The sequence below is a fragment of the Micromonospora noduli genome (assembly GCF_003264475.1).
Classification (GTDB): Bacteria; Actinomycetota; Actinomycetes; order Mycobacteriales; family Micromonosporaceae; genus Micromonospora; species Micromonospora noduli.
Map to the genome: position 1 here is coordinate 36,584 of NZ_PYAC01000004.1, position 26,492 is coordinate 63,075.

Annotated in this window: 27 protein-coding genes, 1 other RNA gene and 1 pseudogene; 10 read left to right on the plus strand and 19 right to left on the minus strand. The window is 68.2% G+C overall.

The annotated features are described in order from the left end of the window. Entirely contained in the window at positions 1-576 is a 576-nt protein-coding gene (locus MED15_RS07400; RefSeq protein WP_181518370.1) for a GNAT family N-acetyltransferase, read from the minus strand. Between the two features lie 65 nt (positions 577-641). Between MED15_RS07400 and MED15_RS07405 the strand changes: the two genes are divergently transcribed. Further along, a complete protein-coding gene (locus MED15_RS07405; RefSeq protein WP_112735139.1) occupies positions 642-1,526 on the plus strand; it encodes a transglutaminase domain-containing protein in 885 nt (294 codons plus the stop codon). Here the strand turns inward: MED15_RS07405 and MED15_RS07410 are convergent. From MED15_RS07410 to MED15_RS07420, 3 genes are all read right to left on the minus strand, one after another. After that, positions 1,513-2,454: a redoxin family protein gene (locus MED15_RS07410; RefSeq protein ID WP_112735141.1), complete on the minus strand. Its 942-nt coding sequence runs from the start codon at positions 2,452-2,454 to the stop codon at positions 1,513-1,515. The two genes, MED15_RS07405 and MED15_RS07410, sit on opposite strands and share 14 nt — an antisense overlap. Next, positions 2,455-3,681, minus strand: coding sequence for an epoxide hydrolase family protein (locus tag MED15_RS07415; RefSeq protein ID WP_112699541.1), 1,227 nt, complete (start codon positions 3,679-3,681; stop codon positions 2,455-2,457). Positions 3,682-3,836: 155 nt separating this feature from the next. Beyond that, entirely contained in the window at positions 3,837-4,673 is an 837-nt protein-coding gene (locus MED15_RS07420) for an SDR family oxidoreductase (RefSeq protein ID WP_112735143.1), read from the minus strand. 119 nt (positions 4,674-4,792) lie between these two features. On the opposite strand from MED15_RS07420, the gene MED15_RS07425 reads away from it, so the two are divergent. Continuing rightward, a complete protein-coding gene (locus MED15_RS07425) occupies positions 4,793-5,395 on the plus strand; it encodes a TetR/AcrR family transcriptional regulator (protein ID WP_112735145.1) in 603 nt (200 codons plus the stop codon). A gap of 55 nt (positions 5,396-5,450) precedes the next feature. Further along, positions 5,451-6,380 carry an expansin EXLX1 family cellulose-binding protein gene (locus tag MED15_RS07430; RefSeq protein ID WP_112735147.1) on the plus strand — a complete coding sequence of 310 codons (930 nt, stop codon included), beginning with the start codon at positions 5,451-5,453 and terminating at the stop codon, positions 6,378-6,380. A gap of 166 nt (positions 6,381-6,546) precedes the next feature. Here the strand turns inward: MED15_RS07430 and MED15_RS07435 are convergent, their stop codons facing one another. After that, the gene (locus MED15_RS07435) at positions 6,547-6,927 is read right to left on the minus strand and encodes a hypothetical protein (RefSeq protein WP_112734452.1); all 381 of its coding nucleotides are present in this window, start codon (positions 6,925-6,927) and stop codon (positions 6,547-6,549) included. Between the two features lie 891 nt (positions 6,928-7,818). On the opposite strand from MED15_RS07435, the gene MED15_RS07445 reads away from it, so the two are divergent. The 3 genes from MED15_RS07445 to MED15_RS07455 all read left to right on the plus strand — a co-directional run bounded on the left by MED15_RS07445 (position 7,819) and on the right by MED15_RS07455 (position 11,696). Beyond that, positions 7,819-8,289, plus strand: coding sequence for a hypothetical protein (locus MED15_RS07445; RefSeq protein ID WP_112735149.1), 471 nt, complete (start codon positions 7,819-7,821; stop codon positions 8,287-8,289). A gap of 47 nt (positions 8,290-8,336) precedes the next feature. Beyond that, entirely contained in the window at positions 8,337-8,708 is a 372-nt protein-coding gene (locus tag MED15_RS07450; RefSeq protein WP_112735151.1) for a hypothetical protein, read from the plus strand. A 348-nt stretch (positions 8,709-9,056) separates the two neighbouring features. Beyond that, positions 9,057-11,696: a TIM-barrel domain-containing protein gene (locus MED15_RS07455; RefSeq protein ID WP_244220407.1), complete on the plus strand. Its 2,640-nt coding sequence runs from the start codon at positions 9,057-9,059 to the stop codon at positions 11,694-11,696. 194 nt (positions 11,697-11,890) lie between these two features. Here MED15_RS07455 and MED15_RS33185 read toward each other — a convergent pair whose 3' ends face one another. Next, positions 11,891-12,490: a hypothetical protein gene (locus MED15_RS33185; RefSeq protein WP_146763122.1), complete on the minus strand. Its 600-nt coding sequence runs from the start codon at positions 12,488-12,490 to the stop codon at positions 11,891-11,893. Beyond that, positions 12,490-13,008: a SigE family RNA polymerase sigma factor gene (locus tag MED15_RS07470; protein WP_112582624.1), complete on the minus strand. Its 519-nt coding sequence runs from the start codon at positions 13,006-13,008 to the stop codon at positions 12,490-12,492. Before MED15_RS07470 ends, MED15_RS33185 begins: the two co-directional genes overlap by 1 nt. Positions 13,009-13,616: 608 nt before the next feature. Here MED15_RS07470 and MED15_RS33190 point away from each other — a divergent pair. Continuing rightward, entirely contained in the window at positions 13,617-13,865 is a 249-nt protein-coding gene (locus tag MED15_RS33190) for a hypothetical protein (protein WP_146766698.1), read from the plus strand. A 174-nt stretch (positions 13,866-14,039) separates the two neighbouring features. On the opposite strand, the gene MED15_RS33795 is transcribed toward MED15_RS33190, so the two are convergent. The 3 genes and pseudogenes from MED15_RS33795 to MED15_RS34530 all read right to left on the minus strand — a co-directional run. Continuing rightward, on the minus strand, positions 14,040-15,014 hold the full coding sequence (locus MED15_RS33795) for an HNH endonuclease signature motif containing protein (RefSeq protein WP_208646593.1): 975 nt from the start codon (positions 15,012-15,014) through the stop codon (positions 14,040-14,042). 59 nt (positions 15,015-15,073) lie between these two features. Next, a complete protein-coding gene (locus MED15_RS34525; RefSeq protein ID WP_112735157.1) occupies positions 15,074-15,265 on the minus strand; it encodes a tyrosine-type recombinase/integrase in 192 nt (63 codons plus the stop codon). A gap of 118 nt (positions 15,266-15,383) precedes the next feature. After that, positions 15,384-15,719: pseudogene (locus tag MED15_RS34530) on the minus strand (tyrosine-type recombinase/integrase); the annotation flags it as partial. Between the two features lie 80 nt (positions 15,720-15,799). Here MED15_RS34530 and MED15_RS33195 point away from each other — a divergent pair. Beyond that, entirely contained in the window at positions 15,800-16,453 is a 654-nt protein-coding gene (locus MED15_RS33195; RefSeq protein ID WP_146766699.1) for a hypothetical protein, read from the plus strand. Between the two features lie 534 nt (positions 16,454-16,987). Here MED15_RS33195 and MED15_RS07495 read toward each other — a convergent pair. After that, on the minus strand, positions 16,988-17,203 hold the full coding sequence (locus MED15_RS07495; RefSeq protein ID WP_244220408.1) for a hypothetical protein: 216 nt from the start codon (positions 17,201-17,203) through the stop codon (positions 16,988-16,990). 241 nt (positions 17,204-17,444) lie between these two features. After that, positions 17,445-17,860: RNase P RNA component class A (gene rnpB / locus MED15_RS07500), an RNA gene on the minus strand. A 127-nt stretch (positions 17,861-17,987) separates the two neighbouring features. Between rnpB and MED15_RS07505 the strand changes: the two genes are divergently transcribed. Next, positions 17,988-18,749 carry a sulfite exporter TauE/SafE family protein gene (locus MED15_RS07505; protein WP_112675913.1) on the plus strand — a complete coding sequence of 254 codons (762 nt, stop codon included), beginning with the start codon at positions 17,988-17,990 and terminating at the stop codon, positions 18,747-18,749. Between the two features lie 153 nt (positions 18,750-18,902). On the opposite strand, the gene MED15_RS07510 is transcribed toward MED15_RS07505, so the two are convergent. Continuing rightward, positions 18,903-20,135: an MFS transporter gene (locus MED15_RS07510; RefSeq protein ID WP_112699518.1), complete on the minus strand. Its 1,233-nt coding sequence runs from the start codon at positions 20,133-20,135 to the stop codon at positions 18,903-18,905. 54 nt (positions 20,136-20,189) lie between these two features. On the opposite strand from MED15_RS07510, the gene MED15_RS07515 reads away from it, so the two are divergent. Then, positions 20,190-20,651 (plus strand): MarR family winged helix-turn-helix transcriptional regulator, encoded by a 462-nt coding sequence (locus MED15_RS07515; protein WP_112735161.1) that lies wholly within the window; start codon positions 20,190-20,192, stop codon positions 20,649-20,651. Between the two features lie 336 nt (positions 20,652-20,987). Here MED15_RS07515 and mctP read toward each other — a convergent pair whose 3' ends face one another. The 6 genes from mctP to MED15_RS07545 form a co-directional block, all read right to left on the minus strand. Then, complete coding sequence (gene mctP / locus MED15_RS07520; RefSeq protein WP_112734446.1) at positions 20,988-22,637, minus strand: monocarboxylate uptake permease MctP; 1,650 nt, start codon at positions 22,635-22,637, stop codon at positions 20,988-20,990. Continuing rightward, complete coding sequence (locus MED15_RS07525; RefSeq protein WP_112582616.1) at positions 22,637-22,879, minus strand: DUF3311 domain-containing protein; 243 nt, start codon at positions 22,877-22,879, stop codon at positions 22,637-22,639. The genes mctP and MED15_RS07525 overlap by 1 nt, the downstream gene beginning before the upstream one ends. Before the next feature lie 162 nt (positions 22,880-23,041). After that, positions 23,042-24,223, minus strand: a complete 1,182-nt coding sequence (locus MED15_RS07530; RefSeq protein ID WP_112724911.1) for a bifunctional RNase H/acid phosphatase — start codon at positions 24,221-24,223, stop codon at positions 23,042-23,044. A gap of 3 nt (positions 24,224-24,226) precedes the next feature. Then, positions 24,227-24,964, minus strand: a complete 738-nt coding sequence (locus MED15_RS07535) for a zinc ribbon domain-containing protein (protein ID WP_112582614.1) — start codon at positions 24,962-24,964, stop codon at positions 24,227-24,229. Next, complete coding sequence (locus tag MED15_RS07540) at positions 24,954-25,790, minus strand: Nif3-like dinuclear metal center hexameric protein (protein WP_373861034.1); 837 nt, start codon at positions 25,788-25,790, stop codon at positions 24,954-24,956. The genes MED15_RS07535 and MED15_RS07540 overlap by 11 nt, the downstream gene beginning before the upstream one ends. A gap of 118 nt (positions 25,791-25,908) precedes the next feature. Continuing rightward, positions 25,909-26,481 carry a flavoprotein gene (locus tag MED15_RS07545; RefSeq protein ID WP_112582612.1) on the minus strand — a complete coding sequence of 191 codons (573 nt, stop codon included), beginning with the start codon at positions 26,479-26,481 and terminating at the stop codon, positions 25,909-25,911. Between the last annotated feature and the right edge of the window lie 11 nt (positions 26,482-26,492).

Below are 26,492 nucleotides of genomic sequence, written 5' to 3' on the forward strand. Positions count from 1 at the left end.
TCAGCGCGGCGGCTGCTGCATGATCCAGGTGGGCACGGGCTCGGCCAGGAAGCCCGCCACCTCCCAGCCGGCCCGGCGGTACAGCTCGACGTTGGCCGGGTTGCTGGTCTCCAGGATCGCCGGCAGGCCGTCGGCGGCGGCACGGGCCAGGCCGGCCCGCATGACGGCACGGCCCCAACCGCGTCCGGCGCTGTCGGGGTGGGTGCCCAGGACGCCGAGGTACCAGAACGGGAACGTCGGCAGCGCGGCGTGCACGGCGTCGTCGTAGCTCTGGACGCGGGCCAGCACGTCGGCGGGGTAGTGAGCGGCGAGCCCGCCCTGCGGTGACCCGGTCAGCGACCCCGCCGGTGGCTCCCAGATGGCGACCGACGCGCCCCCACCGAGCGTCCAGATCGACGACTGGTGCACGCGCTTGTCGAAGAGGTGCCCGAAGAAGGCGGCGGCGTATCGCGGATAGGTCTCCTCGTCGGGGAAGAGGCACCGCAGGATCGGATCCTTGACGAACGCGGCGACCAGCGAACGAACCACCGCGTCGCGGTCCGCTGGGGTGGCGATGGTGATCTCGGGCGTTGTCACAGCAGTCGACACTATCCGGAAAAGCGCCTTGACCCTGACACGGTGGCGGCCCCGAGACTGACCCCATGGACCTCGATGACTACCGGACACAGTCCCCCTACAGCGACCCCGGTCGACACGGAGGGCTCCTCGACGCCGTGGCGTCCGACATCCCCAGCGTGGCGGCGACCGCCCGCAACGTGATCGTCCACTACCGGGCCGGTGGAGTTGACCTGCCCGTCGACCGGCTCGACGAGGTGAACCGCCGCTGGGTGGACCGCATCCTCGACACCGACCAGTCCCGCTTTCCAGTGCCACTCACCGCTGAGCGCCCGGCGGTGGACCGGGTGGCCGGCTGCTGCCGGGACCACACACTGCTTTCCATCGCGATCCTTCGTCAGCACCGCATTCCCAGCCGCAGCCGGGTCGGCTTCGCCTCCTACTTCACCCCCGGCTGGCACCACGATCACGTGCTGGTGGAGTACTGGAACGGCGAACGCTGGGTCTGGGCCGACCCGGAGCTCGACCCGGCCGGCGACTGGCGGTTCGACGGCTACGACATCGACCCGACGGCAGGGCTCTTCGACTCGGCAGCGCGGGTGTGGTCGGCGTACCGGGCCGGGACGATCGATCCCGACGTCTACGGCGTGGCCCCCGACATGCCGGTCCACGGCGCCTGGTTCATCTACAACTACGTCCTGCACGAACTGGCCCATCGGCAGAAGGACGAGCTGCTGCTGTGGGACAGCTTCGGCGCGATGACCGACCACCTCGCCAACGCCGACCTCACGCTCGCCGACGAGATCGCCGCCCTGCTGCTCGAAGCCGACGACGGCGACGAGGCTGCGGAGAAGGCGCTCGCCGACCGGTACGCGACCGACAGCCGTCTGCGTCCCGGCGCTCAGGTACGCAGCTTCTCACCGGTCTCCGGCACTGTGAACACTGTCGATCTGTGCGTCAGCCGAAGGTGAAGGCGTACGCCTCGGCGCCGGGCTCGCCGAACGTGATCTCCAGGGTCCGCTCCCGGACCGCACCGTCCTGGCGGACGAGCTGGTAGAGCCGGCCGTCCTGGAGTACGCCGTTGCCGTGCTCGTCGACGTCGACGCCGTGTGACGGGCCGGGAGCGTCACCGTCGAGCAGCACGCGGAACGGGATCGACGCTCCCGCCCCGGGGGCCAGCACGAGATGCGCGTCGCGGGCGTGGAACCGGAAGGCGATGCCGCCGCCGGCCGCGTCCAGCACGACGTTCTCCGACCCGATCGTCCACTCCCCCGCCAGCGCCCACTGGTTCAGGCCGAGGCTCTCGGGCACCTGGTAGGCGCGGCGTTCGTCGAGCGCCGGGCCGTTCGGCGACGCGAAGTGTTCGCCGCGACTGAAACCGAGGTACGTCTCGGGCGTGCGCAGGTTGGTCCAGTCGGCCTCCGCCTCCGGGCCGAGCCCGCGGACGGGTACGGGTTCCCGCTCGATGCCGAGCAGTTGCTGGAGCACCCGCTCGGACTGCTCGTAGCGTCCCTCGCCGAAGTGCTCGTCGCGGATGACGCCGTCGGTGTCGACGAAGTAGAGCGCCGGCCAGTAGTGGTTGTCGAACGCACTCCAGATCGCGTAGTCGTTGTCGACCGCCACCGGGTAGTCGATCGAGCGGGCCGCGACCGCCCGCCGCACCCAGTCGACGTCGTGCTCGAATCCGAACTCCGGCGTGTGCACCCCGATGACGACCAGCCCGTCATCGCGGTAGGCCTGCGACCAGGCACGCACGTACGGCTCCTGGCGCAACCAGTTGATACAGGTCAGCGTCCAGAAGTTGACCAGGACGACGCGCCCACCCAGGTCGGCGGGGCCGAGTGGCTCGGAGTTGAGCCACTCGGCCGCCCCGTTCAGCGGGGGCAGGTGCACGGCCATCTAGCGCAGTGACCGGAAGGCGGTGCGAAGCTCTTCGGAGAAGATCTTCGGCTGCTCCCAGGCCGCGAAGTGCCCGCCCACGTCGAGCTTGTTGTAGTAGATGAGGTTGGAGTACGCCTGCTCGGCCCAGCTCTGCGGCGCCTCGTACAGCTCGTCGGGGAAGACGCTCACGGCGACCGGGACGTTCACGCCCTTGGCGGCGAAGAACGACAGCTTGTTCTCCGCGTACAGACGGGACGCGGAGATTGCGGTGTTCGTCAACCAGTAGAGCGAGATGTTGTCCAGGATGTCGTCGCGGGTGAGGCCCGCTTGGGCCCCATCGAAGACCTGCGCGATCAGGGCCAGACTCTTCGCGTCGTGGTCGAGCAGGAAGGACGCCAGGCCAACCGGAGAATCCGCCAGCCCGGTCAGCGTCTGCGGACGTGTCGCCATCATGAGGGCGTAGGCGACGTGCTTCCAGACGTAGTTGGCTTCCTCGGCGGCACGCATTTCGTCGTCGGAGAGGCCGGATGGCAGCGAGCCCATGGCGTTGTTCGCGCCGGTGGTGTCGCCCTGGAACAGCAGGTCGATCTCCGGTGGGATCGCACCGGGCATGTTGGTGTGAATGCCGAGCAGTTCCGGAGGTGCCTGGATGCCCATCTGGTCGACGATGACCGCACCCCAGTCGCCGCCCTGCGCGACGAACCGGTTGTAGCCGAGCCGCTTCATCAACTCCGTCCAGGCGGTCGCGATCTTCTGCGGGTTCCACCCCGACTCGGTCGGCTTGCCGGAGAAGCCGTGGCCGGGCAGCGAGGGGATGACCAGGTGGAAGGCGTCCGACTCGCTCCCGCCGTGCGCCGTCGGGTCGGTGAGCGGCTCGATGATCTTCATCTGCTCGATCACCGAGCCCGGCCACCCGTGGGTGACGATGAGCGGCAGCGCGTCCTCGTGCTTCGAGCGCACGTGGATGAAGTGGATGTCCACCCCGTCGATGGTGGTCATGAACTGCGGTACGGCGTTCAGCCGCGCCTCGACCTTGCGCCAGTCGTACTCTTTCTCCCAATAGCGGGCGACGGCCTGAATGGTCGCGAGTGGCACGCCCTGCGACTGGTCGTCCACAGTTTCCTTGTCCGGCCAGCGGGTGGCCTTGATGCGCCTCTTCAGGTCATCGAGGTCGGCCTGAGGAATGTCGACCGAGAACGGCCGAATCTCCGTGGTGCCGGGACGAGTCTTGGTTTTGACAGCCATGCGTGTTTCCTCTCCGTCTAGGTTTGCGCCTCGCGAGGAGAAATCATGGGTGAAAGGCTCTGCCCGGACTTATGTGCCAACGATGGGCACGCCGCCGCCATATCTCGGAGCCTAGAACGCCGCACCGGTTGCTCGTGGCGATACGAGCAGCCCTCTCATCCGTCAGCTCCGGGGGCGGCGACGGCGTGTTCGGCGGCGCGGCTGACCTGCTCCCAGCTCGCCCAGGTGTCCATCCGGCGGCGGGCGATGTCGAACGCCAGGTCGTACACCATGCTGCCGAGCAGGAGCCGCAGCGGCGGCTCGTCGCTGTCGACCAGTTGCAGCAGCGCCTCGGCGGCCAGACGGGGCTCGCTGTCGATCGAGCCTTCCGCCCACTGGCGCTCCAGTTCGGCGCGCAGTGGCGCGTAGGCGTCCATCGGGGTGGTGGCGCGCACGCTGGTGTAGAGGTCGGTCCAGTATCCGCCCGGCTGCACGATGCTGACAGTGATGTCGAAGGCCGCCGCCTCCATCGCCAGCGCCTCGCTCATGCCCTCCAGGGCGAACTTGCTCGCGCTGTAGAGGCCGGTGCTCGGGAAGCCGCCGAGCGCGGCGATGCTGGAGACCTGCACGATGTGGCCGGACCGCTGGGCGCGCAGGTGCGGCAGCACGGCCTGACTGACCCAGAGCGCGCCGAAGAGGTTGACCTCGAACTGGGCGCGCGCTTCGGCCTCGGTGAACTCTTCGATCATGCCCATGGACAGGGTTCCGGCGTTGTTGACGACGATGTCGAGCCGGCCGAAGTGCTCGACGGCGGTGTCCACTGCCGCGATGACCGCCGCGCGGTCGGTCACGTCGAGGGTCAGGGCCAGCAGCCGGTCGGCGTACTTCTCGTCGAAGTCGGCAGTGGCGATGGTCCGGGCGGCGGCGACCACCCGGTCACGCCGGTCGAGCGCGGCGTCGGCGAAGGCGCGGCCCAGGCCGCGGCTGGCACCGGTGATGAACCAGGTACGCATGTGCTCTCCAAGGATTTCAAGACGAGACGGTCCGTCTCGTGATGGACCGAGACTAGGCCTGCCACGCCGCCGCCGTCAAGACGAGACGGTTCGTCTCGTACGCTGGTATCGTTCTGCCCATGACGCCCAACACGGCCCGCCGGAGGGAGACCTCCCGGCGTGCCATCCTCACCGCGGCCTTCGACCTGCTTCAGGAAACGGGGTACGCGAAGCTCAGCATCGAGGGCATCGCCGCGCGGGCCGGCGTCGGCAAACAGACCATCTACCGCTGGTGGCCGTCGAAGGGCGCTGTCATCTTCGACGCCTTCCTCATGCTCAGCGAGGCCACCGAGGGTGGGCCGCCGACGCTGCCGGACACCGGAGACCTCGCGGCGGACCTGACAGTGGTGCTGCGCGCGACGGTCGAGGAGATGAACGACCCCCGGTACGAGCAACCAATGCGCGCGCTGGCCACCGAGATCGCGCTCGACCCCGAGCTGGCCGCGGCGTACGCCGAACGGTTGGACGGGCCGTTGAAAAAGGCCAAACGGCAGCGCCTGCGCAGCGCCCAGCAAGCCGGTCAGATCGCCGACGACATCGACCTCAACGTGGCGGTGGACATGATCTGGGGGCCGGTGCTCAACCGCTGGCTGCAACGCAGCGGGCCGCTCACCGCCGAGTACGCCGACCTGGTCGTCAGCACCGCCCTCAACGGATTGCGCCCCCGCCGATCCAGACAGTGACGATCGGTGGGACGGCTTTGCGCTGCCACAGCGCGGTGCGGCAACATCAGGCGCCGTGACGGCACCAGGCACGGCCCCCGACAACGACATCCCGGCCGGCGACGACGGCACGCCCCGGTCGAGTCGGCGGGTCAGACACTGGTTGGCCGGCGCCGGGGTCACCGCCCTGGCCGCCGTCCTGGGCATCACCCTCGCGGTTCGCGGCGGCGCCACCCCGGCCTGCGCCGCGCCGCCGACGGGCAACGTCATCCACAAGGGAACCGCCAGCTTCTACGACGCGGGCCGCTCCGGCGGCAACTGTTCCTTCCCGGGCCCGCCGGCGGACCGGCTCTACGTGGCCCTCGGCGCATCCCAGTACTCCGGATCGGCGGCCTGCGGCAGCTACCTGGAGGTGAGTGGCCCGAAGGGGAAGGTCCGGGTCATGGTGATGGACCAGTGCGGCGGCTGCGGGCCCAGCAAGATCGACCTGTCCACCGAGGCGTTCACCAGGATCGCCGACCGGTCGCAGGGCATCGCGCCCGTGACGTACCGGGCGGTGGTGAACCCGCCACTCGACGGAGGGCTCACCTTCCGGGTGAAGGGCGGCGCCTCGAAATACTGGTTCGCGGTGCAGGTCGGCAACCACGGCAACCCACTCCGCTCGGTCGAGGCGAAGGGACCGGGCGGCGGCTTCCGCAAGGCGGCCCGACAGAGCGACAACCACTGGACCATCGAGGGCGGGATCGGCCCCGGGCCATACAGCATCAGGGTCACCGACGTGTACGGACGCCAGGCGACCGCCACCGGCATCCGCATGGTCACCAAGCAGGTGCAACGCAGCACGGCCACCCTTGCCCAGGCTTCCCCCACGCCCAGCGGCTCACCCTCTGCCCCGCCCAGCCCCACCACCGCGCCCGCACCGACGCCGACGGAGTCAGTCGCACCGACGGCGACAGTCGAAGCGCTCGCGGGTGCCGCCGCTCCACTCGACCGCCCCCGCTGCTGACCGCCTGGTCTTGAGTGACCCGGTCCCGAACGGGAGACTCTGCGCCGGTCGTGCCCCGACGGAGTGCCGGGCGAGGACTACCTTCCCCGCTAGCGGCAGGCAGGTTGTCCGACGCCCCCTGAGGAGGGCTGCCATCCTCGCTGCCGCCCGCCCATACGAATCGCGGCTATCGAACGACCGCAGTCGCGTCGGAATTCACGACATTGGCGGCCAATGCCTGCGCCTTGGCCAGGCTCTTCGACAGAGAAAAGGTGTTCTTGATGCCATGGAAGGCGCGGGAAAAACCACCGTCGCCGAGTGCCTCCAGGTGGATCTCACGACGATCCCCGTAATCTGTCAGGTAAACCCGGACGCCCCATGCCCCCATGGCGCCCTTACGGGAGGCCAACAATGCCACGTCGGGCTGATGGCCTAGCTGATCAAGGGGGTTGTTGCTGACCGTCAAGGGTTCAATAGTGGCCTTGTGGCCGGCTAGCGCTACGTTGAGTATTGCCGCCGCCTCGGCTAGAGGGATTGCGGTCTCCACGATGACGGACTCGGTTTGCATGATGCGTCACGCCTCCTTTTGGGTCATCTCACGAGAGCGGCGATGTCGCAGCTAGCGACTCTGCCCGTTTTCCGCTGCCCGGCGCCGAGACTCGGCGACAAGGGCCTTCTGACGGTCTTCCTCTTCTTTCTTGCGAAGGCGATGCTGCTCTTCGGCGTACTTTTTCTGATCCTCTGCCCTGCGAACCTCGGCGTAGTTCGGCTGAGCAGGCGGGACGTCTGGCATAGCAGCTCCCTCTACGATGGAGTGTCTCTCGAAAGGACTATATCCGTCGAGTTCACAGTTCTAGCCAGCCCTTCGGTTTGCCCGCCCCACCTAACGTCGATCAACAGCGCCTTTTGATGTGCTTTACCAGCCTTCGGCAATTGACTGTCGGCTAGCCGACGCTCGACGGCGGACGCGTCCTGTTCTCGGGCCGTCGTCATTGTCAGCAGTGCGGACTCTGCCGGAACGCTTGTCGGACTCGTCGGTTAACGGGGGCGCTCACACAAGACGCCGGAACCGACGACGAGATCAGTCAAACCGACCCCTCGGGCCAGGACGGGGCGACCACCCAGCCGAGGGCTGCCGCGCTGCGTCGTGGCATGGCCGTCAACACCACACCGAAGCCGAGCGTCACGAGACCGACCGCATTCGCCAACTTGTCTGCGCGTCGTCGAGCCAGGTACCAGATCATCGCAGGTAGATCGACAGAGGAGCGTGGCGTGGATTCGTTGGACGTGGAGCTTTTCGCGGACTACCACCAGATCCACCACCTCACGAAGCCCTGCAGACGATGGAGCGGCTGCGCGTGCAGGTGTGGCCAGCCCCGAGTGAGGAGCCCGTCGTGTTGAAACGCTGGGTGGGCGAATCCGGGTTGCGTCAGGACAGGTAGCGGCCGAGTATCGCCGGGTGGATGCTGTCGTGCAGTGGGTTCGCACGTCGTGGACCAAGCGTTCGCGCGGCGGAGCCGAGGCGACCCGGCGTAACGCCGTACCGGTGGCGTTCGCCCTGCCGGCACGGGCCGCGCCGCTCGCCCACGAGGTGGACATGGCGGAGGCCGATGGGTTCGAGCCTCGCGAGGGCCTGCGACGCGTGTCGTACCGGAGCGATGTGCGTCTCCGGCTGGTGGACGGTCAACTCCGGGTTGAACTGCTCGCGTCGGCCTGGGGTAGGCCGCGGCGTGATCGCCGGCCGCCCGCGGTGCGACTCGCTCACGGCGAATGGCTGCGCTGGCAGATCAACTACCGCTTCACCGGGACGTCTGACGGCGCCTGGCTGTACCGCTTGGACACGCTCAACCTGGCACATGGCGCGGTTCCGGCCGACACCTTCCTCGGTGAACCGCCTCGATTCATCGACGAGCGCGCGCCTATCTGGTAGCTGCCGCCGCTGCGGCTCGTCCTTGGTACCCGCCGTACCATCTCACGATGATCTCGGAGACCTTCGATGCGCGCGGCGGGCTCACCTACGTTGACCGCCTCGACTTCACCCGAGGCAACCCCCTGAGAGCCGTCCGACGAATGGCCTGGCCGACAGTGCAGCTGCACGCCGACGGCAGCACGCTGACCTTCACGTCGCGCACCGGATCGGACACCCTGGAGCACTTTTACGTGGCCGCGCTGGCGCACCATCCGTTTCACCGACGGTTCCCGCTGCCGGCGACCGCCGTCTGGTTCGACGTCGAGGGACGCGACCAGATCCTGCTCTTCTGGACTCCCCGCGCGGGCGCGGTCCTGCGCGCACTCGACAAGCTGGGCTGGGACGCCGAACAGCCCGAGCCTTGGACCCCGTACGTCTGAGCTGGTGGTCGGGCGGTAGCCCACCAACCTGGCGGCCCGTCTTCGTCACCGTGCGCAGCGACGCCTGCCGGACGAGTACGGCAGGTGACGAAAGAGAGAAGGGACACCCTCCGAGGCCCGTTGACATGCGTTTCGAGCGAGTGACAGCGTTGTCATCGACTCATTTCCTCCATTTGAGACGAGGAGCGCATCTTGCTCTATCGGAACTCACCCCGCCGTAGCGCGACAGCAGTCGCCGCAGTCGGCATTCTCATCACGGGGCTGGCGCTCGCCCCGTCCGCGCCGGCCCAGGCCAGTCGCCACCGGGCGCAAGACGGAGCCGTACGGTCGGGTGACGCACGTTTCGAAGTGCTGTCCCCGACCCTGATCCGCACCGAGTACCAGAAGGACGGCAGGTTCACCGACGCCGCCACGTTCAACGCCATCGGGCGCGATGACTTCCCCCGTACGCGTTTCACCAAGCACGTCGACCACGGCTGGCTCACCCTCGACACCGGCGCGATGACGTTGCGTTACCGGGTCGGCTCGGGCGCGTTCACCGCCGATAACCTCACGGTGCAGCTCAAGGCCGGCAAGCAGACCGTGCAGGGGCAACCGTGGGCCGGCCACACCGCCCCGGCCTGCGCGTTCGGCGCGCTCTGCGAGGCCGAATCGCTGCAGTTGAACGGGCCCGGTGTGGCCACCGACCACAGGGGATTCACCGGACGCGGCTTCGCGGCCGGCTTCGCCTCGTCCGGCGACTCGATCAAATTCGCGCTCGACGCTCCCGAGGGCGGCACAAAGCAGCTCGCCGTCCGCTACGCCAACAGCACCGGCGGCGACGGCCAGAACGTGGACCGCACCCTTACTGTTCAGGTCGACGGCGACGCCGGCCACACGCTGACGCTGCCGCCCATCGCAAACTGGGACACCTGGGGCCTGGCCAACGTGCCGGTCGACCTCACCGCGGGCCGGCACGAGATCAGCGTCGTACGGGGTCCCAACGACTCCGGCAACGTGAATGTCGACAGCCTCGCGGTGGTCAACCCGGGCGATTCGTTCCCGGCGCCGACCCCGCCCCAGCCGCAGCCCCTGCGGTTCGGCACGCTGGGAGAGGCCGAGACCGGCGCGCTGACCGGCGGCGCGAGGCCCGCGAACGACCACAACGGCGCTTCCGGTACGGGATTCCTGGCCGGCCTGGAGAGCACCACGTCCGCCGACGCGCTCACCGTGACGGATGTTCCGTCCGCCGGTGACTACCAGGTGCAGATCCGGTACGCCAACGGCCAGGCCGGTGCCCAGCCGAGCCAGACGCGCACCATGTCGGTCACCGCGGGAACGGCGGCGCCGGTCACGGCGACCCTTCCGCCGACCAGCGGGTGGGACTACTGGAACACCGTTTCCGTCCCGGTCCACCTCGACCGAGGCACCAACACCGTGACGCTGGGCTGCCCCACGGACGCCAGTTGCAACGTCAACGTGGACACGGTCGCCGTCACGAGCAAGGGCTCCCCGCTGCTCGCCCCGCACGCGCCGCTCGGCGGCTACCGCCGGGGCCTGGACGGCGTGACCGGTTCCGCCCTCACCGCTCCGGGCCTGCTCTACCAGGACGGCTGGTACCTGCTCGACGACTCGGCCTCGGCCCTGAGCACCACCAAGCCCCGGCCCGCCGCCAAGCAGGACGGCTACGTCTTCGCGTACGGGCAGGACTTCACCCGTGCTTTGAAGGACCTGTCGACCCTGACCGGGCCCACGAAGCTACTGCCGAAGTGGGCGTACGGGGTGTGGTACTCCGAGTACTACGACCGCACCGCCACCGAGTTCCAGAACCTGGTGACCCGGGCCAAGGCCGAGGGTGTCCCGCTGGACGTGCTCGTCCTCGACACCGACGTCAAGGCGCCGGACAAGTGGAACGGCTGGAGCATCGACCCCACCCGCATCCCCGACCCGACGGCGTTCTTCGACTGGGCCAGGAAGCAGGGCCTGCACACCGGCATCAACATCCACCCGAGCATCCTCGGCTCGGACCCGAAGTTCGCGCAGGCGCAGGCCACCGCGAAGGGCAAGCTACAGCGCGTCGGCTGCAACGGCGGCCCCGACTGCTACGCGTTCGACTTCGGCGACCCGGACCAGCTCACTGCGTACATGCAGCTCCACGACGGGATGATCCCGAAGGGCACCAAGGGCCCGGACCTCTGGTGGCTGGACTGGTGCTGCGACAACACGAAGTCCTCGCTCGCCGGAGTGACCGCCGACGCGTGGATCAACCAGCAGTACGCCGACAAGACCGGCTTCGCGTTCTCCCGGGCGTACGGCTCGTTGCAGGCCGGCGGCTACAGCAGCCCGACCCCGGTGTCGACCGGGCCGTGGGCCGACAAGCGCACCACGCTGCACTTCACCGGCGACACCACCTCCGACTGGTCAACGCTGCAGATGGAGGTCGGCTACACGCCGGGCGAGTCGGCCGCGACCGGGCTGGCCGCGGTCAGCCACGACATCGGCGGGCACACCGGCGGCCTCCAGGAGCCGGGCACCGAACCGGGCAGCACCAAGCTGCCCGACGACCTCTACGCCCGGTGGGTGCAGTTCGGCACGTTCCAGCCGATCGACCGGCTGCACTCCAATCACAGCGACCGGCTGCCCTGGCAGTACGGCCCGGAGGCGAACGCGTCGGCCAAGAAGTTCCTGAACCTGCGGGAAAAGCTGCTGCCGTACACCTACGCCGCCGCCAAGGAGGCCACCCGCACGGGTACGCCCATCGTCCGCTCGATGTACCTGGCCTACCCGAATGAGCAGGCCGCGTACGCCACCGCCGGTTCGCAGTACCTCTACGGCCCGGACTACCTGGTGGCACCGGTGACGACGCCAGGCACCACCGCCACCACGTCGGTGTGGTTCCCGCCGGGCAACAGCTGGACCGACATCTTCACCGGGAAGACGTACCGGGGCGGCACCACGCAGAACATCACCACCACGCTGGACACCATGCCGGTGTTCAAGAAGCACTAGAGCCTGCTTGCAGGGATCCGGACACCGGCCGGGTGGGGCAACCCACCCGGCCGGTTCGTTGGCTAGTCCCTTTGAGCATCTCTTTCTCAGCATCGATGTGCCGGCGAGGCCGGCGGACCTGGACCTCACCGGACTAAGGCGGGAGCCCGCGGCCGAGCGTCACGCTGGGCCGCAGGTAGTTGGTCCACGACGCTTCAGTCCATCTCGCAGAACGGTGGGTTGCCGGAAGTGATCCCCAGGTCTTCGCAATGGAAGGCGCTGCCCTGGCTGTGGTACCGCCAGCCCCCGCCGGCCCTGTAGTGGAACAGGTAGACGCCGTCGCCGGTGATCGGACCGTCCGGTTCGGCCGTCGCCCAGGCCCGCCAGCAACTGACGCTCGACGGCACGAAATACCAATCCTTAGGCAGCTTCACCAGTTTCTCTAGGGTCTTCGCCGAGGGACAGTCGGGATACTGGGGTCGGTTACTGGTTCGCGTGGATGAGGGCGTCGACGACGACGGCGGCGTCGTGCTCGGCGTCGACGACGGCGTCGTGCTCGGAGTCGCGGAGGTCGGGGCGACGCTGGGTGCCGGCGGCTGGGTCGCGACCGGAGTCGACGGTCCCGGCCGGTTGACGGTGGCAAAGGTGACCGGGGCGCCGATGGCGAGCACCACCGCGGCGGCGCCGGTGGTGAACGCGGTACGCCGTTGCGACTGCCGCGACTTGCGCAGGGCGCGTTCGTACATGTCGGTTCTGCCGCCGTGCTCGGCCAGATCGGACATGGCCTGACGCATCGGCCCGAGGTTGTCGGTCATCAGGCTTCCTCCATCACGGCCGAGAGGAGGTTGGGTGCCATCTCTCGCATGCGGGCCAGCGCCTTGCTGGTCTGGCTCTTGATCGTGCCAACTGAGCAGTTCAGCAGATCCGCGGCCTCGGCCTCGCTGCGGTCCTCGAAGAACCGCAACACGAGCACGGCGCGTTGCCTCCGGGTGAGTTGGGCAAGGGCCTTGTGCAGCGCGAGCTTGAGATCGGTACGCCGGGCGTGGTCACTGCCGGGCTGCGCCATGTCGGTGAGATCGCCCGGCATGGACTCGGCTACCTTGCGGCGCCGCCACCAGCTCACATGCTGGTGGTACATGGCCGTGCGGGTGTAAGCCTCGAAGTGTCCGAGATCATCCAGCCGGTTTCGGCCTCGATGAGTGCGGGCCAGCGCATCCTGTACCAGATCCTCGGCGAGGTGCCGGTCACCGGTCAGCAGGAACGCCGTCCGCAGCAGCGCGGGCGACCGGGTCTGGACGAACTCGCGAAAAAGCTCGTCTATGGAGTTCGACATGCTCCGCTCGTGCCCCCCGTGTGCCGAAATTCGTTCCGGCGGCGCTGTCCGTCGATGCGGCCCGGGCCGACTATGCCGTATACCGTCGCCGGTACGGACCAGCGCGCTACCCTCGGTCACCATGGCTTAGGGATACTGGCAGAACGGCGCAGGCTCGTTGATACCGAGATCCTTACAGTCGTAAGCGCTGCCCTGGCTGTGGTACCGCCAGCCCGCGCCGGCCTTGTATTGGAACAGGTAGACGCCGTCGCCGGTGCTCGGACCGTCCGGCTCGGCCGTCGCCCATCCCTTCCAGCACTCCACGCTCGACGGAACGAAATACCAGCCCTTCGGCAGTGCTACCAGTTTCGCGAGGGCCTTCGCCGAGGGACACGTGACGCTCCCGGCCGTACGGTCCGACGCCTTCGCAGCCACAGCGGGCGAAGTGGCTGGGGCCACCTCAACCGGAGCAGCCGAAGTGGGAGTCGACGTAGCGGCGGGCGGAGCAGCGGCGGGCGGCGTAGGAGACGACGTGGAACTACAAGCGGCAAGTCCGAACAGGACGGTGGCGACGGGTAACAGCGAACGTAGACGCGTAGACATCTCAGGTCCTCCGGATCGTGGCTGTCTTGGCTTACATCCGGGTACATGCGATCCACCACCCGCAGGTTGCCGCCGATCCGAAAAACTTCAAGAAACTCGGCGGCTCCGGACCCACTGGCGACAGCCGGTCGTCCGGGGTCGATCATCTGCTTGGCCCCGTCCTGCTTGATCAAGCACGCCAGATGATCCGCCGAGTCCCCCGGCAGGTGTCAACCATCAGAATCGGCAGCACGCGGCTGTCCGTGGGCCGTCTGGGCCGCCGCCGGGCCGTCTAGCGCCGACCAATGACGACCAGCAGCATCTGGCGAAACAGTAGGTCGGCCCCGCGTGATGGCGGCCGACCTGGTGGGCGACGGACGAGTCGACCTGTACGCCGGATTGTGAAAGGTATACGCACCCCGAGTAGGCGCTTCACCCTTCTGACGCCCTCTCAGGGCGTCGCCAGGGCGTCAGGCGTGGGAAGTGTCGTCACCTGCGAGGCCTCTCAGATGCACTCGCTTCTTGGCCATGTTGTAGGCCCATGCATAGGTGGAGACCTTGCGATCAACCCCGAAATGCTTGCCGGTCGCCTGCTCTAGGACGACATAGAAATCATCAAGCACCCGAGTCCAGGCGAGCCCTTCAAAGTCACTTTCCACCCAACCGTACAGCTCGACCAACTCGCGCTTGATCTGCTCAAAGAATGTGGCCGGAGAGCGAACCACCTCAGGGCCCGGATCTGGAATCAACGCGGGTGCTGCTTTATGCATGATCGCAAGGCGCTTTCCCGCCTCCTTTTCGCAGGCATAGTCGATCCAATTCCAGAAGGATTCCGCATCGATCACGTCAGGTGCTTGCCGATGATGCTCCTCGCAGAGAGGGGCGAAGTTTCGGACATCGTTCGAACCACCTAAGCCATCCGGAACGGCGTGAGCACGATGAACCGGCGTCGACCAGCAGATTATGCAGGCCGCTTCCTTCACTCCGAGATAGTCGGCGATCCTCGACAGCGGCGGCCTTGTCCTGCGACCATCTTGCACCCGCCCTCTAACTCGCATTTTCAGGTCAAGCAACTCGTCCGGACGCTCGTCGGGGTCTCTGACCTCCAAGACTTCAGGAACGTCCTTCCGCTGCCCCTCGGGATTTCGAAATGTCCCGAGCGGCGTGTGAACCTCTGTAAGATAAGGCATCAGGAAGCCCGCCAAGAACTCTTTAATAATTTCGTATGCATCTCGATCGTAACCGCCCGCGTCGTTTTTGTGCCCCTGAACATCCAGGTACAAGTATCGCTTCTTGCGGGGTTGAGTTCGAGCAGCGAATGCCACGATTTCCACCAAACGCTGCGCGCAGCGCTCGAAATTATCCTCGACGCGCATGTCGTAATACAGCGCTATTCCTTGTTGGCCGCGACTTGGGTTCTTCTTCTTCCGGCGAGACCGAGGCATAGGCGGAGACTACAAGGCACCCCTGACGGCCCAGCGCCTCACGCCGTGACGCTGGTTCCTCATTGCCCCCGAGCCGCTGAGAAGAGGCTGTCGATCGCATTGCGGGTGCGTTCCTCGCTGGCCGGCACCAGGTGCGTGTAGACCCGGAGCGTGAAGCCCGGATCGGCGTGCCCGAGGTACGACGCCAGGGCCTTGATGCTCTCCCCCGCGTCGAGCAGCGACGAGGCGTAGAAATGGCGCAGCGCGTGCATGCCGGGTTCCCGGGTCGGCGTGATGCCGGCCGTCCGTACGGCGGGGCCAACTCCTGTCGTCGAAGGTGTGCCGGTTGATCGCACCCCGCCGAGTGGTGGTGAACAGCAGCGGCACCGTCACCCGCTCCTCATCGGCCGGGTTCTCCCACGGCAGGGTGAGCGCCACCGAATCGCAGTCCTTGATGTGCTGACGCAGCACCAGGGCGACGGAGTCGGGCAGCGGCACCTGGCGGTCCTGGTCGTTCTTAGGCAGGCCGAAGACGAGCCGGGAGCGGACGAGCTTGACCTGACGCGAGACGTGCACCCATCCCGCGTCAAGGTCGATGTCGTCAACACCGAGCCCCAGGATCTCGCCTTGGCGCAGCCCGCAGCCGGCACCCAGGTCGACCATCGCACGGTACCGCTGGGCGAGGCCACCGCAGGCGGGGGCCTGCCCGGGTTGCACGCGCCGCATCCCCACCCCGGCCTCAGACCCGCCTACCGTGGACTGCTAGGCGTCAATATAGCCTTGACGAGCCGTGCCAAGGTTGAGTGATGTCAGCATTCTGGGCAGGTGTCGTCAGTTCCCTCGTGGGTGCTGTTATCGGTGGCGCGTTCACCGCTTTTGGGGCTTGGCTGCAAGGACGCTCAGCTTTTCGAACTGCTATCGCCCAGGTTGACCTAGCACATGAACGGCAAGTCGCATTTGCCAGAAATCAGGCGAGCTACGATGCGTTGAATCAGCTTTCTCGCTTGATCTACAAAGCTGGACGTGCATTCGACGAAGCTAGCAGAATACATAGCGACTATCACGATCAGCGAAATGTGAGATTTCTTGATGACGAAACCCTCGGAATGCGCCTCGCTGCCAAGGAGGTCGAAGAGGCGATAAGTGTTCACGAAACTCACTACCCAAGTGTAGTTATTAAAGCACTCGATAAGGGGATCGTTTTTTACGGACTACATACCCACAGGGGGTGGAAGGAATTTTTGACCGCGAAGCCCAGCAGTGAATATTTTTGCTGCGGATACGCGGAGAGGGTCGAATTTTTGGGGGAGCATTGCTATGACCTGCAGTCCTGGGTTCAAGAAGTGAGATTGGAGGTCTTGGCGGGCAATTCCGAATCACGCATCCTTAATGAGGACTTCGAAACTTTCTTGGCGAAAAAATGGCCGCAGGAGGCCGAATCAAAAGATGATAAGGGCTGATTTCTCACCAGTTGACGTAGTGGAGTCAGGTGACTAGATAGAGGCACGGAGCCTGCCGGGGCACACACGGGGCACAAAGCAGCGAAACGTCGGCAACGAGCCATCAACACCGTGAGCCCCGGAACGAGCGTATGCAGCGCGCCGGCCAGGCCGCCGCAGGTCACCTGCGAGCCGGTCTAAGTTCCGCTTCAACGTCTGACGCTTGGGCCTAACTAGGTTTTGGTCCCAGGACCGCCATCACGGCCTGATACCGCTGTTCCACGATCGACATCTCCACCAGTGCCGATCTCGGCTCCCAGATCGAGTCCTACCGCAACAACACGCGATCAAGAAGCCAAACGGTGATCATGTCAAGCATCAGGTGGGACGCGAGTGTCAAGCATCAGCCGTGACGGGACATCCGTGAGCAGTGTTGTTACTGCCGATTTCCTCTGTTCTGGATCAAGGCACCGCGCTCCGCGCGGGTGCGGGGCGGCAAGCCCGGCCGGCGGTGAGCCACCGACAGCCGCCGGGAAACCGCCCCACAGTCGGATCTCAGCTCAGCGCGAGTTCGTCTGGGAAGCGCTCGTGAAGCGCGACGACCACATGCCGCAGGCAGTAATCGAGGCTGTGGCCGTCGACCCTTATCGCCGCACCATCGAGCCGCTGACCCGAGATCACCACGGTCCAGGGCTTGCGCTCCCGCTCCCCGTCAATCTTGACCAGCCCGACCAGACCCATCTCCCCCAGGTGCTCCAGCAGCTCCGGCACGCACTCATCCCACCTCATCCACGAATGGGACCACCAAAACCGCTACGGAAGCCAGCGAGTCGGCCGCGGCCGTGTGTCGGGGCTTCCGGCTGCCCGACTGAGCCGGCGCTCAGGGCGTCTCCAGGGCGTCAGGGCGCAGTCAGGGCGTCAAACGCCGCTTAATGTTGACCATGAACGACCATCGACACCCGAACATAGATCCAGATCAGAACCTTGATCAGGTTTCTGAGCTGGTGGGCGACGGACGAGTCGACCTGTACGCCGGATTCAGTGCGCGGCGCGTACCCCGAGGGGTTTGCGCCGGCGGCGGCCATCCATCTCGGCCTGCCGTTGCCGGCAGGCTCCAGCGGCCTACCCGCAGACATCGGGCGGGCAGCCCTCAAGCGTCTGCGCCGGGTCGTCATCTTGCGGTGACGGCCCTTGCTTGGCCTTGCTCCGGGTGGGGTTTACCGAGCCACCCCGGTCACCCGGGGTGCTGGTGGGCTCTTACCCCACCGTTTCACCCTTACCGTCCCCGTTGGGGTCGGCGGTCTGTTTTCTGTGGCACTTTCCCGCGGGTCGCCCCGGGTTGCCGTTAACAACCACCCTGCCCTGTGGAGTCCGGACGTTCCTCGGCGGCGGGCCGAAGCCCGCCGACGCGGCCGCCCGGTCGACTCGTCCGTCGCGCTCTCATCCTAACGACGAGCATGCTGCGGGTATTGCCGCCCCGCCCGGGCAAGATCGCGCTGCTCACGGACGATCCGGCGAATGCGTGCCGTAGGGCAACGGCTAGCCTCGTGGGGCTATGGATCTCTCCCACGCCGCGCTGCTGCTCGCCGCCGGTCTCGCCGCTGGCACTGTCAACGCGGTGGCCGGTGGCGGTTCGTTGATCACCTTCCCGGCGATGATCGCGATCGGGTTGCCCCCGGTGCCGGCGAACGTCAGCAACTCCGTCGCCGTCTTCCCCGGGTACCTGGCCAGCGTGGCGGGCAGCCGGCAGGACCTGCCGAGACCCCGCGCGCTGGCCACGCTGGTGCCCACCACCATCGTGGGCACGATCCTCGGAGCGTTGCTGCTGCTGGCCACTCCGGCCCGCGCATTCGAGCTGGTCGTACCCTTTCTGGTCCTCGGCGCGACGGCGGTCCTGGCCTTCCAGGACCCGCTGCGCCGGCTGGTCGGTCATCCCAGGGACCTGTCGCCACGCCGGCGGACGATCGCGGTGCAGACGATGGTCGCGCTCGGTGCGGTGTACGGCGGTTACTTCGGTGCGGCGCTCGGGGTGATGCTGGTGGCCGGGCTGGCCCTGGTGCTGGACGCGACCCTGGCCCGGGTGAGCGCGATCAAGAATCTGCTGTCGGCGGTGGTGGGGTTCACGACGCTCGTGGTGTTCGCCCTGTTCGGCCCCTTGAACTGGGCGGCGGTCGCGGTGGTCGCGCCGGCCACCCTGATTGGGGGGTACGCGGGCGCCCGGCTCGTCCGCCGGCTGCCGTCGGTGGTGCTCAAGACGGTGATCGTGGTGTTCGGTACGACGATCGGCCTCTACCTGCTCTGGCGCGCCCTGAACTGACGCCGCCCGGCCCGCAAACACCGACGCGCCATCCAAGATCCAAGCAACTTCAGGGAAAGTGCTGCCTCAGCGGGCAGCGAGGCAGCACTTTCCCCGAAACTGCGCGGATCTTGGGTGGCGCATCGCGGAGCGGCAGGGCCGGGACCGGGACGGTCAGTAGGCCTCGCCTACCGGCTCCTCGGCGCTGTGTTCGGTCTTCGCGGCGGCGCGGTTCCAGCGGGACCAGAGGACCCGCTCGCCGTAGCCGGCGGCCATCAGGTGCGCGAAGGCCAGGTAGACGAGCACGCCGACGGCGAGCACCCCGAAGCCGACCCAGAACGGCAGCGACAGCGACTGCTCGGCGAGCTTGCCGGAGATGATCGGTGCCGGCGCGGCGGCGCCCCAGCGGACCAGGTTGAACGCGCCGGTGGCGACGCGCCGGTCGCTGGAGCCGAGGCCGAGCGCCAGGTCGGTGAGGTTGGCGTTGGCCAGCCCCATGCAGAGCCCGGCGAGCACCAGCACCACGAGCGCCTCGGTGGTGCTGGTGGAGGTGGCGAAGAGGACCATGCAGACCAGCAGCCCGGCGATGGCCACGCCGACGGTCTGTACCGCGCCGATGCGGTGGGCCAGCCGGTGACCGATCACCATGATGCCGGCGGCCAGGCCGAGCCCCCAGCCGGTGAAGGCGAGCCCCAGCGGGATGACGTCCAGGCCGAGGAAGAGCGGCGTGTAGCCGAGCACCACAAAGAACACGAAGTTGTACGCGGCGGTCACCACACAGAGGGCGATGAACGCCGGTCGGCGGTAGGTGGCGAAGATCTGGCCGACGCGTACCGGGGCCTGCCGGTTGGTGGGCTCGCGAAGTTTGCGGGACGCCACGCCGAGGGCGAGGACCATGAAGACGCCGCAGACGAAGAACGGCAGCCGCCAGCTGACCTCACCGAGCAGGCCACCGATGAGCGGTCCGACGGCGAAGCCGAGACCGAGGGCGGTTTCGAAGAGGCCCACCACCCATTCCCGGTCGACGGCCAGGTTGACCAGCACCACCATGGCGGTGGCGAAGAACATCGCGTTGCCCAGCCCCCAGACGCCGCGCAGCACGGAGAGCTGCACGATGTTGTCGCTGAACGAGGCGAGGATCGCGGCGAGGCCGACCACGGAGACGCCGGTGATGAGCACCGGCTTGAAGCCGAACCGGCCACTGGCCAGCGTCGCCGGGATCATGCCAAGGGCCATGACCGCGATGTACGCGGTGAACAGCAGCTCGACCTGCCATGCGGTGACTCCGATCGCCTCGCCGATGGCGGGCAGGATCGGGTCGACGACGGCGATGCCGGCGATGGCGAGGAAGGCCACCAGCGTGGTGGCGTAGATGGCACTGCGGTTCGGTTCGGAACGCCGATCCACTCCGACTCCTCAGATAGCTGTATCGTACAGGTACTTATTCTGTATCATACAGCTATGAGCGACGACCATGACGAGAGCACCCTCGGCCGGATCGAGACCGAGGTGGCCCTGCTGATGCGCTTCGGCGAGGCCACCCGGCGGGCCACCGGCACCGCCGAGCACCGGGTGCTGGACCGCGCGGCGTACGTCATCCTGCGCCACCTGGCCGACGCCGGCCCGCAGAACGTCTCGGCGCTCGCCGCCCGACTCAACCTGGACGGCTCGACAGTCACCCGACAGGTCTCCGCGCTTCAGCGCGACGGCCTGATCACCCGTACCCCGGACCCGTCCGACGGCCGCGGCACTGTCATCTCCCCCACCCCGGCCGGTCTGCAACGGATGGCCGCCGTCCAGGCCGCCCGCACCCGGCTCTACGGCGACATGCTGGCCGACTGGAGCCCCGAGGACCGCTCCACCCTGGCAGCCCTGCTGGGCCGCCTCAACCAGGCCCTGATAAGCCGCAACCGCCCCCGCTAACCCAGTCAGGTGGCGTGGCCCCCGTCGCCGAATCCACCAAGATCGCGCAAGATCCTTGTTGTAGTGGCATCCCGCGCGGTCCGACACCACTACAACAAGGATCGAGCATGATCTTGGCGGCAAAGCCGGCAAAACCGCCCGGCCCACCGGAGCCGCCAGCCCACCGGGCCCCGCCACGGCCACCAGGCCCCGCCACGGCCGTCGGCGAGGCCAGGCGGTGCCTGAATCGTCTGCGACATCAGCTCTACAGCGTCCGGCGGACGCACCACACGGCCGCCACGGCGGAACAGGTACGCCCGGGCACCGACCGACGTCGGCGCCCAGGCGTACCCGAGGTCAGGCGACCGGTTCGCGGGCCGAGTCGGCGTCGCGGTCGGTGCCCGGGGTGACCCGGGGGTCGCCCTCGTCGGCGAAGTAGTCGTCCGGCTCGGTGCCGTCGACTCCTTCCTCGACCTTCGCGGCCCGCAGCGCCAGCGTCACCAGCGCCGCGACGGCCAGGTTGACCGCCACCGCCACGATGCCGACGTAGATCGTCCGGGTGGTGTCGAACCCGAACTCCGACAGCGGGAACGCCGAGCCGCCGAAGTGCTTCCGGGTCGGGCTGGCCACCTGGTAGAGCATCCACATGCCCAACCCCATGCCGGCCACCCAGCCGACGATCAGGCCGGTGCGGTGGAACCAGCGGGTGTAGAGGCCCAGCGCCACCGCCGGCAGCGTCTGCAGGATGATCACGCCACCGATCAGCTGGAGGTCGATGGAGAACTGCGGGTCGAGGAAGACGATGCAGGCCACCGCGCCGACCTTCACCACCAGTGAGGTGATCTTCGAGACGGTCGCCTCCTGGGCCGGGGAGGCGTCCCGCTTCAGGTACTCCTTGTAGATGTTGCGGGTGAACAGGTTCGCCGCAGCGATCGACATGATCGCCGCGGGCACCAGCGCGCCGATGCCGATCGCCGCGTACGCGACACCGGCGAACCAGTCCGGGAACTGCTGGTCGAACAGCAACGGCACGACGGTGTTGCTGTCGACAGTGCCCTCCTTGGCACCGGGCAGCGGCTTCACGCCAGCGGCGATGGCCATGTAGCCGAGCAGCGCGATCAACCCGAGCAGCAGGCTGTACGCGGGCAGCGCCGACATGTTCCGCTTGATCACGTCGCGGTTCCTGCTGGCCAGCACACCGGTGATGCTGTGCGGGTAGAGGAACAGCGCCAACGCCGAGCCGAGCGCCAGCGTCACGTACTGAAGCTGGTTGTTGCCGTTGAGCAGGATGCCGTCGTTCGGGTTGGGCGAGGCGTCGAACTTCGCGTCCGCGGCGGCGAAGATGTCACCCCAGCCGCCCAGCTTGTACGGCAGGTAGATGACCGCCACCAGGATCACGATGTAGATCAGGCTGTCCTTGACGAACGCGATCAGCGCTGGCGCGCGCAACCCCGACTGGTACGTGTAGGCGGCCAGGATGGCGAACGCGATGATGATCGGCAGGTGCCGGGCCAGCGCGTTGTCGCCGGTGACGCCCATCGTCTTGAGCACCGCCTCGATGCCGATCAGCTGCAACGCGATGTACGGCATGGTGGCGACGATGCCGGTGATCGCGATCAGCAGCGCCAGCACCGGCGAGTCGAACCTGTTGCGGACGAAGTCGGCAGGCGTGACGAACCCGTGCCGGTGCGACACCGACCAGAGCCGCACCAGCACCAGGAAGACCAGCGGGTAGATGACGATGGTGTACGGCACGGCGAAGAACCCGGCCGCGCCGGCACCGAACATCAACGCCGGCACCGCCACGAAGGTGTACGCGGTGTAGAGGTCACCGCCGACCAGGAACCAGGTGATCCAGCCGCCGAAGCTCCGCCCGCCCAGCCCCCACTCGTCCAGGTGCGCCATGTCCTTCGGTGCCCGCCACCGGGCGGCCACGAAGCCCATCACGCTGACCAGAAGGAACAGCAGGGAGAAGACGATGATCTCGGTGAGATGGTCGCGCCACATCAGCGGCCTCCCCGCTTCTTCGTCATCTGGTAGACCAACGTGGTGGTGCCGACGCCGAGCAGGATGAAGGCCAGTTGCAGCCAGTAGAAGCGCGGGAAGCCGAAGACCCGGGGCGAGTCGCCATTGAAGAACGCCGGGATCAGCGGCACCACGATGGGGATGAAGAGCAACCAGTTCCAGGGGCTGTGGTCCTTCGCCCTGGACGGCGCCGTGGTGGGCGCCTCCGGTTCGGGTGCAGTCATCTGACACACCTCCGGGGAGTCGAGGCATTGGCTGTAACGGCCGGAGGCTACGACTCTGTGATGGCGGTCACCTGACCCGCCCGGAGGGTGCTGCGCCGAACGGCCGGCCGGCTGCGCCGAACGGCGCGGCCGACCGGCCCTACCAACGAAGGGTGCGGCGGCTCAGTCGAGGCTGGCGAGGTGGGCGGTGTCGTTGACAGTGCGCACTGCCACGCCGCCGTCGGGCCACATGTCGAGCACCGAGATGCCGGCCGCGTCCAGGAAGAGCCGGTGCAGGAAACCGTCGCCGGCCGCGAGGGCGTCGCGCAGCATCAGCTTGATCGGCGAGACGTGCGAGACGACCACCACTGTCTCACCTGGGTACGCGGTGAGCAGCCCGCTGATGACGCGGTGCGCGCGTTCGGCGACCTGGGTGAACGACTCCCCGTCCGGCGGCGCGATCCGGGGTGAGGCGAGCCAGGCGTCCATCTCCCCCGGCCACTGCTGGCGTACCTCGGCGAAGGTGCGCCCCTCCCACTGGCCGAAGTCGCACTCGATCAGGTCGTCCTCGGTGCGGACCGGCACGTCACCGCCGAGCGCCTCGGCGATCGACGCCGCGGTGGCCGTACACCGGGACAACGGTGAGCTGAGCACGGCCGCGACGGACGGGGCCAGCTCGGCCACCCGGGTGCCGGTGGCGCGGGCCTGGGCCCGGCCACGCTCGGAGAGCGGCACGTCGCCGCGCCCGGAGTAGCGCCGCTGCTCGGTGTACGGGGTCTCGCCGTGCCGGACCAGGATGAGCCGGGTGGCGGTGAAGGTCGGCCGTGGCTCCCAGGAGGCTGGCGCGGTCGCCGGGTCGCTGCCGATGATCGGGGCGGCGGGCGTCGTCGAGGGCTGGCCGGCGGCCGCAGTCGTCGCAGGACGGGCGGGGGCCGCGGTCGCCGACGGACGGCCCGCGGCGGCGTCCATGGCGGCGTTGGCGAGGGCGTCGGCGTGCCGGTTCTGCTCGCGCGGAATCCAGCTGAACCGGACCGCTGTGAACCGGCCCACCAGCGCGGCGGCCTGGGCGGCGAGGGGCCGCAGGCCGGGGTGCTTGATCTGCCACCGGCCGCACATCTGCTCGACCACCAGCTTGGAGTCCATCCGGACGTCCACCTCGGCGGCGCCCAGCTCGGCGGCGGCGGTCAACCCGGCGATCAGGCCCTGGTACTCGGCGACGTTGTTGGTGGCCGTGCCGAGCGACTCGGAGCGCTCGGCGAGCACCTCGCCGGTCTCCGGGTCGCGGACCACCGCGCCGTAGCCGGCGGGGCCGGGGTTGCCCCGGGACCCACCGTCGGCCTCCATGGAGACCACGCGCGGCGCCACGACCTACAGGCCCGACTCGTTGGTGCGGACCATGATCCGTCGGCAGTCCTCGCAGCGGACCACGTCGTCGGGGGCGGCCTTGCGGATCCGGGCCAGGTCGGCGCCGGACAGGTCCAGGCGGCACCCGCCGCAGCGGCCCCCGGTGAGCAGGGCGGCACCCAACCCGGTGTCCTCGCGGATCTTGTCGTACAGGTTGACCAGATCGCTGGGGAGGTCGGCGGCGAGCGGCTGACGGGCGCCCCGCTTGAACTCCTCCTCCTTGGCGATCTCGGCCAGCGCTTCGTCGCGGCGCTGTTCGGTCGCGGCCCGCTTGTCCCGGGTCTCGGCCAGCCGCTGCTCCACGCCGTCCAGTACGCCCTGCGCGGTCTCGCGCTGCTCCATCAGCTCCAGCTCGGCGTCCTCCAGGTCGCCCTGGCGGCGCTTGAGCGAGACCAGCTCGTGCTGGAGCGCCTCCAGCTCGCGGGCCGGGCCGGTGCCGGCGGCAAGCCGGTTCTCGTCCTTCTCCTTGCGGGCCCGGACCTGCTCGACGTCCTTCTCCAACCGGGCGATGTCCCGGTCCAGGTCGTCCACCGCCACCTGCGCGCGGACCCGCTCGTCCTCCATCGACGACAGCTCCCGGGCCAGCGACTCCAGCTCGGCCCGCTCGGGCAGCGACCGTCGGCGGTGGGCGAGCTGGGCGAGGTTGGTGTCGATCGCCTGGAGGTCGAGCAGGCGGCGCTGCACCTGAGGGTCAGCCTTCACGGTCGGGCTCCTTGTCGTCCACAGCGGGTGCGGCGGCGTGCACGGTCCACGGGTCGGTGTCCAGGTCGGACACCAGCGTCTCGACGTCCGCCGCCTCCCGGAGGAAGGCGGCCAGGTCGTCCAGCCACGGTCGTTCGGTCGCCCAGTGGGCGGCGTCGATCAGGGCGGGACCATCGGCGGCGAGGTGCTCGCCGGCCGGGTGGTGCCGCAGGTCGGCGGTGAGGAACGCGTCCACCCCGGCGGCGGTCGCGGCGCCGAGGAAGCTGTCCCCCGACCCGCCGCTGACGGCGAGGGTACGAACCATACGCCCGGGATCCCCCGCCGCGCGAACTCCCCAGGACGTGACGGGGAGCACCGCTGCCGCGTGCCGGGTCAGCTCGGCGAGGGTCATCGGCTGGGGCAGTTCGCCGATCCGGCCGAACCCCCTGTCGTCGCCGTGGGCGGGCGAGCCGGGCGCGGGTCGTTGAAGTGGGCGCAGACCGGTGAGCCCGAAGCGGGCGGCGAGGGCGTCGGAGACGCCCGGGGAGGCCACGTCGGCGTTGGTGTGCGCCGCGTAGAGCGCCACCCCGGCCCGGATCAACTGGTGGATGATCCGCCCCTTGAAGGTCGTCGCGGCGACCGACGACACCCCGCGCAGCAGCAGCGGGTGATGCGCGACGATCATGTCCGCGTTGGCGGCGAGGGCTTCGTCGACCGTCTCGGGCACCACGTCGACCACGCAGAGCACCCGGCGGACCGGGGCGGCCGGCTCACCGAGCACCAGGCCCACCCGGTCCCACTCCTCCGCCCAGACCGGCGGAAAGCGCCGTTCCAGTGCGGCCACCACGTCGCTGACTGTGGGGGCGGATCCGCTTGTGCTCACGGCGGGCCAGCTTACCGGCGTCGGGGCGGCCGGGCGGTGACACCCGGCCCGGCCGCGTCGGGTGGAAGATCTGCCGGACGCGCTAGGCGGCGGTCCAGGAGACGGTCTGCAATGCGGCCAGCGGCATCGCCCAGGGGAAGGCGTGCAGGTGCTGTTCCCCCGTCCCGGGCGGGTGCAGAGCGATCACATCGTCGCCGAAGAGCACAGTGACACCCCACTCGGCCAACCGGGCCACCCCGGCACGAAACGCCGGGTGGCAGGCCATCGCCGCGTTGGTGTACGGCACCGCCACGATGGGGACGCCCTTGCCCTGGGCCTCGACCAGAAGCCCGAGCGCCAGGGTGTCGGTGATCCCGGCGGCCCACTTGTTGACAGTGTTGACGGTGGCCGGGCAGACGATCATGGCGTCGGCGGGCGGCAGCACGTCCGGGTCACCGGGGTTCTTGTAGTGCGTCCGCACCGGGTGGCCGGTCTGCCGAATCAGGGCCGACTGGTCGACGAACTTCGCGCCGTCCGGCGTGGTGACCACGCAGACGTCCCAACCGTCCTGTTGAGCGAGGTCGACCAGACGACCGACGTGCCGGGCCAGCGGCGAACCGCAGGCGATGACGTAGAGCACCTCGCGGTGCCCGCTGTTGTGCGCTGCACCGGCCATCAGACCGGCTC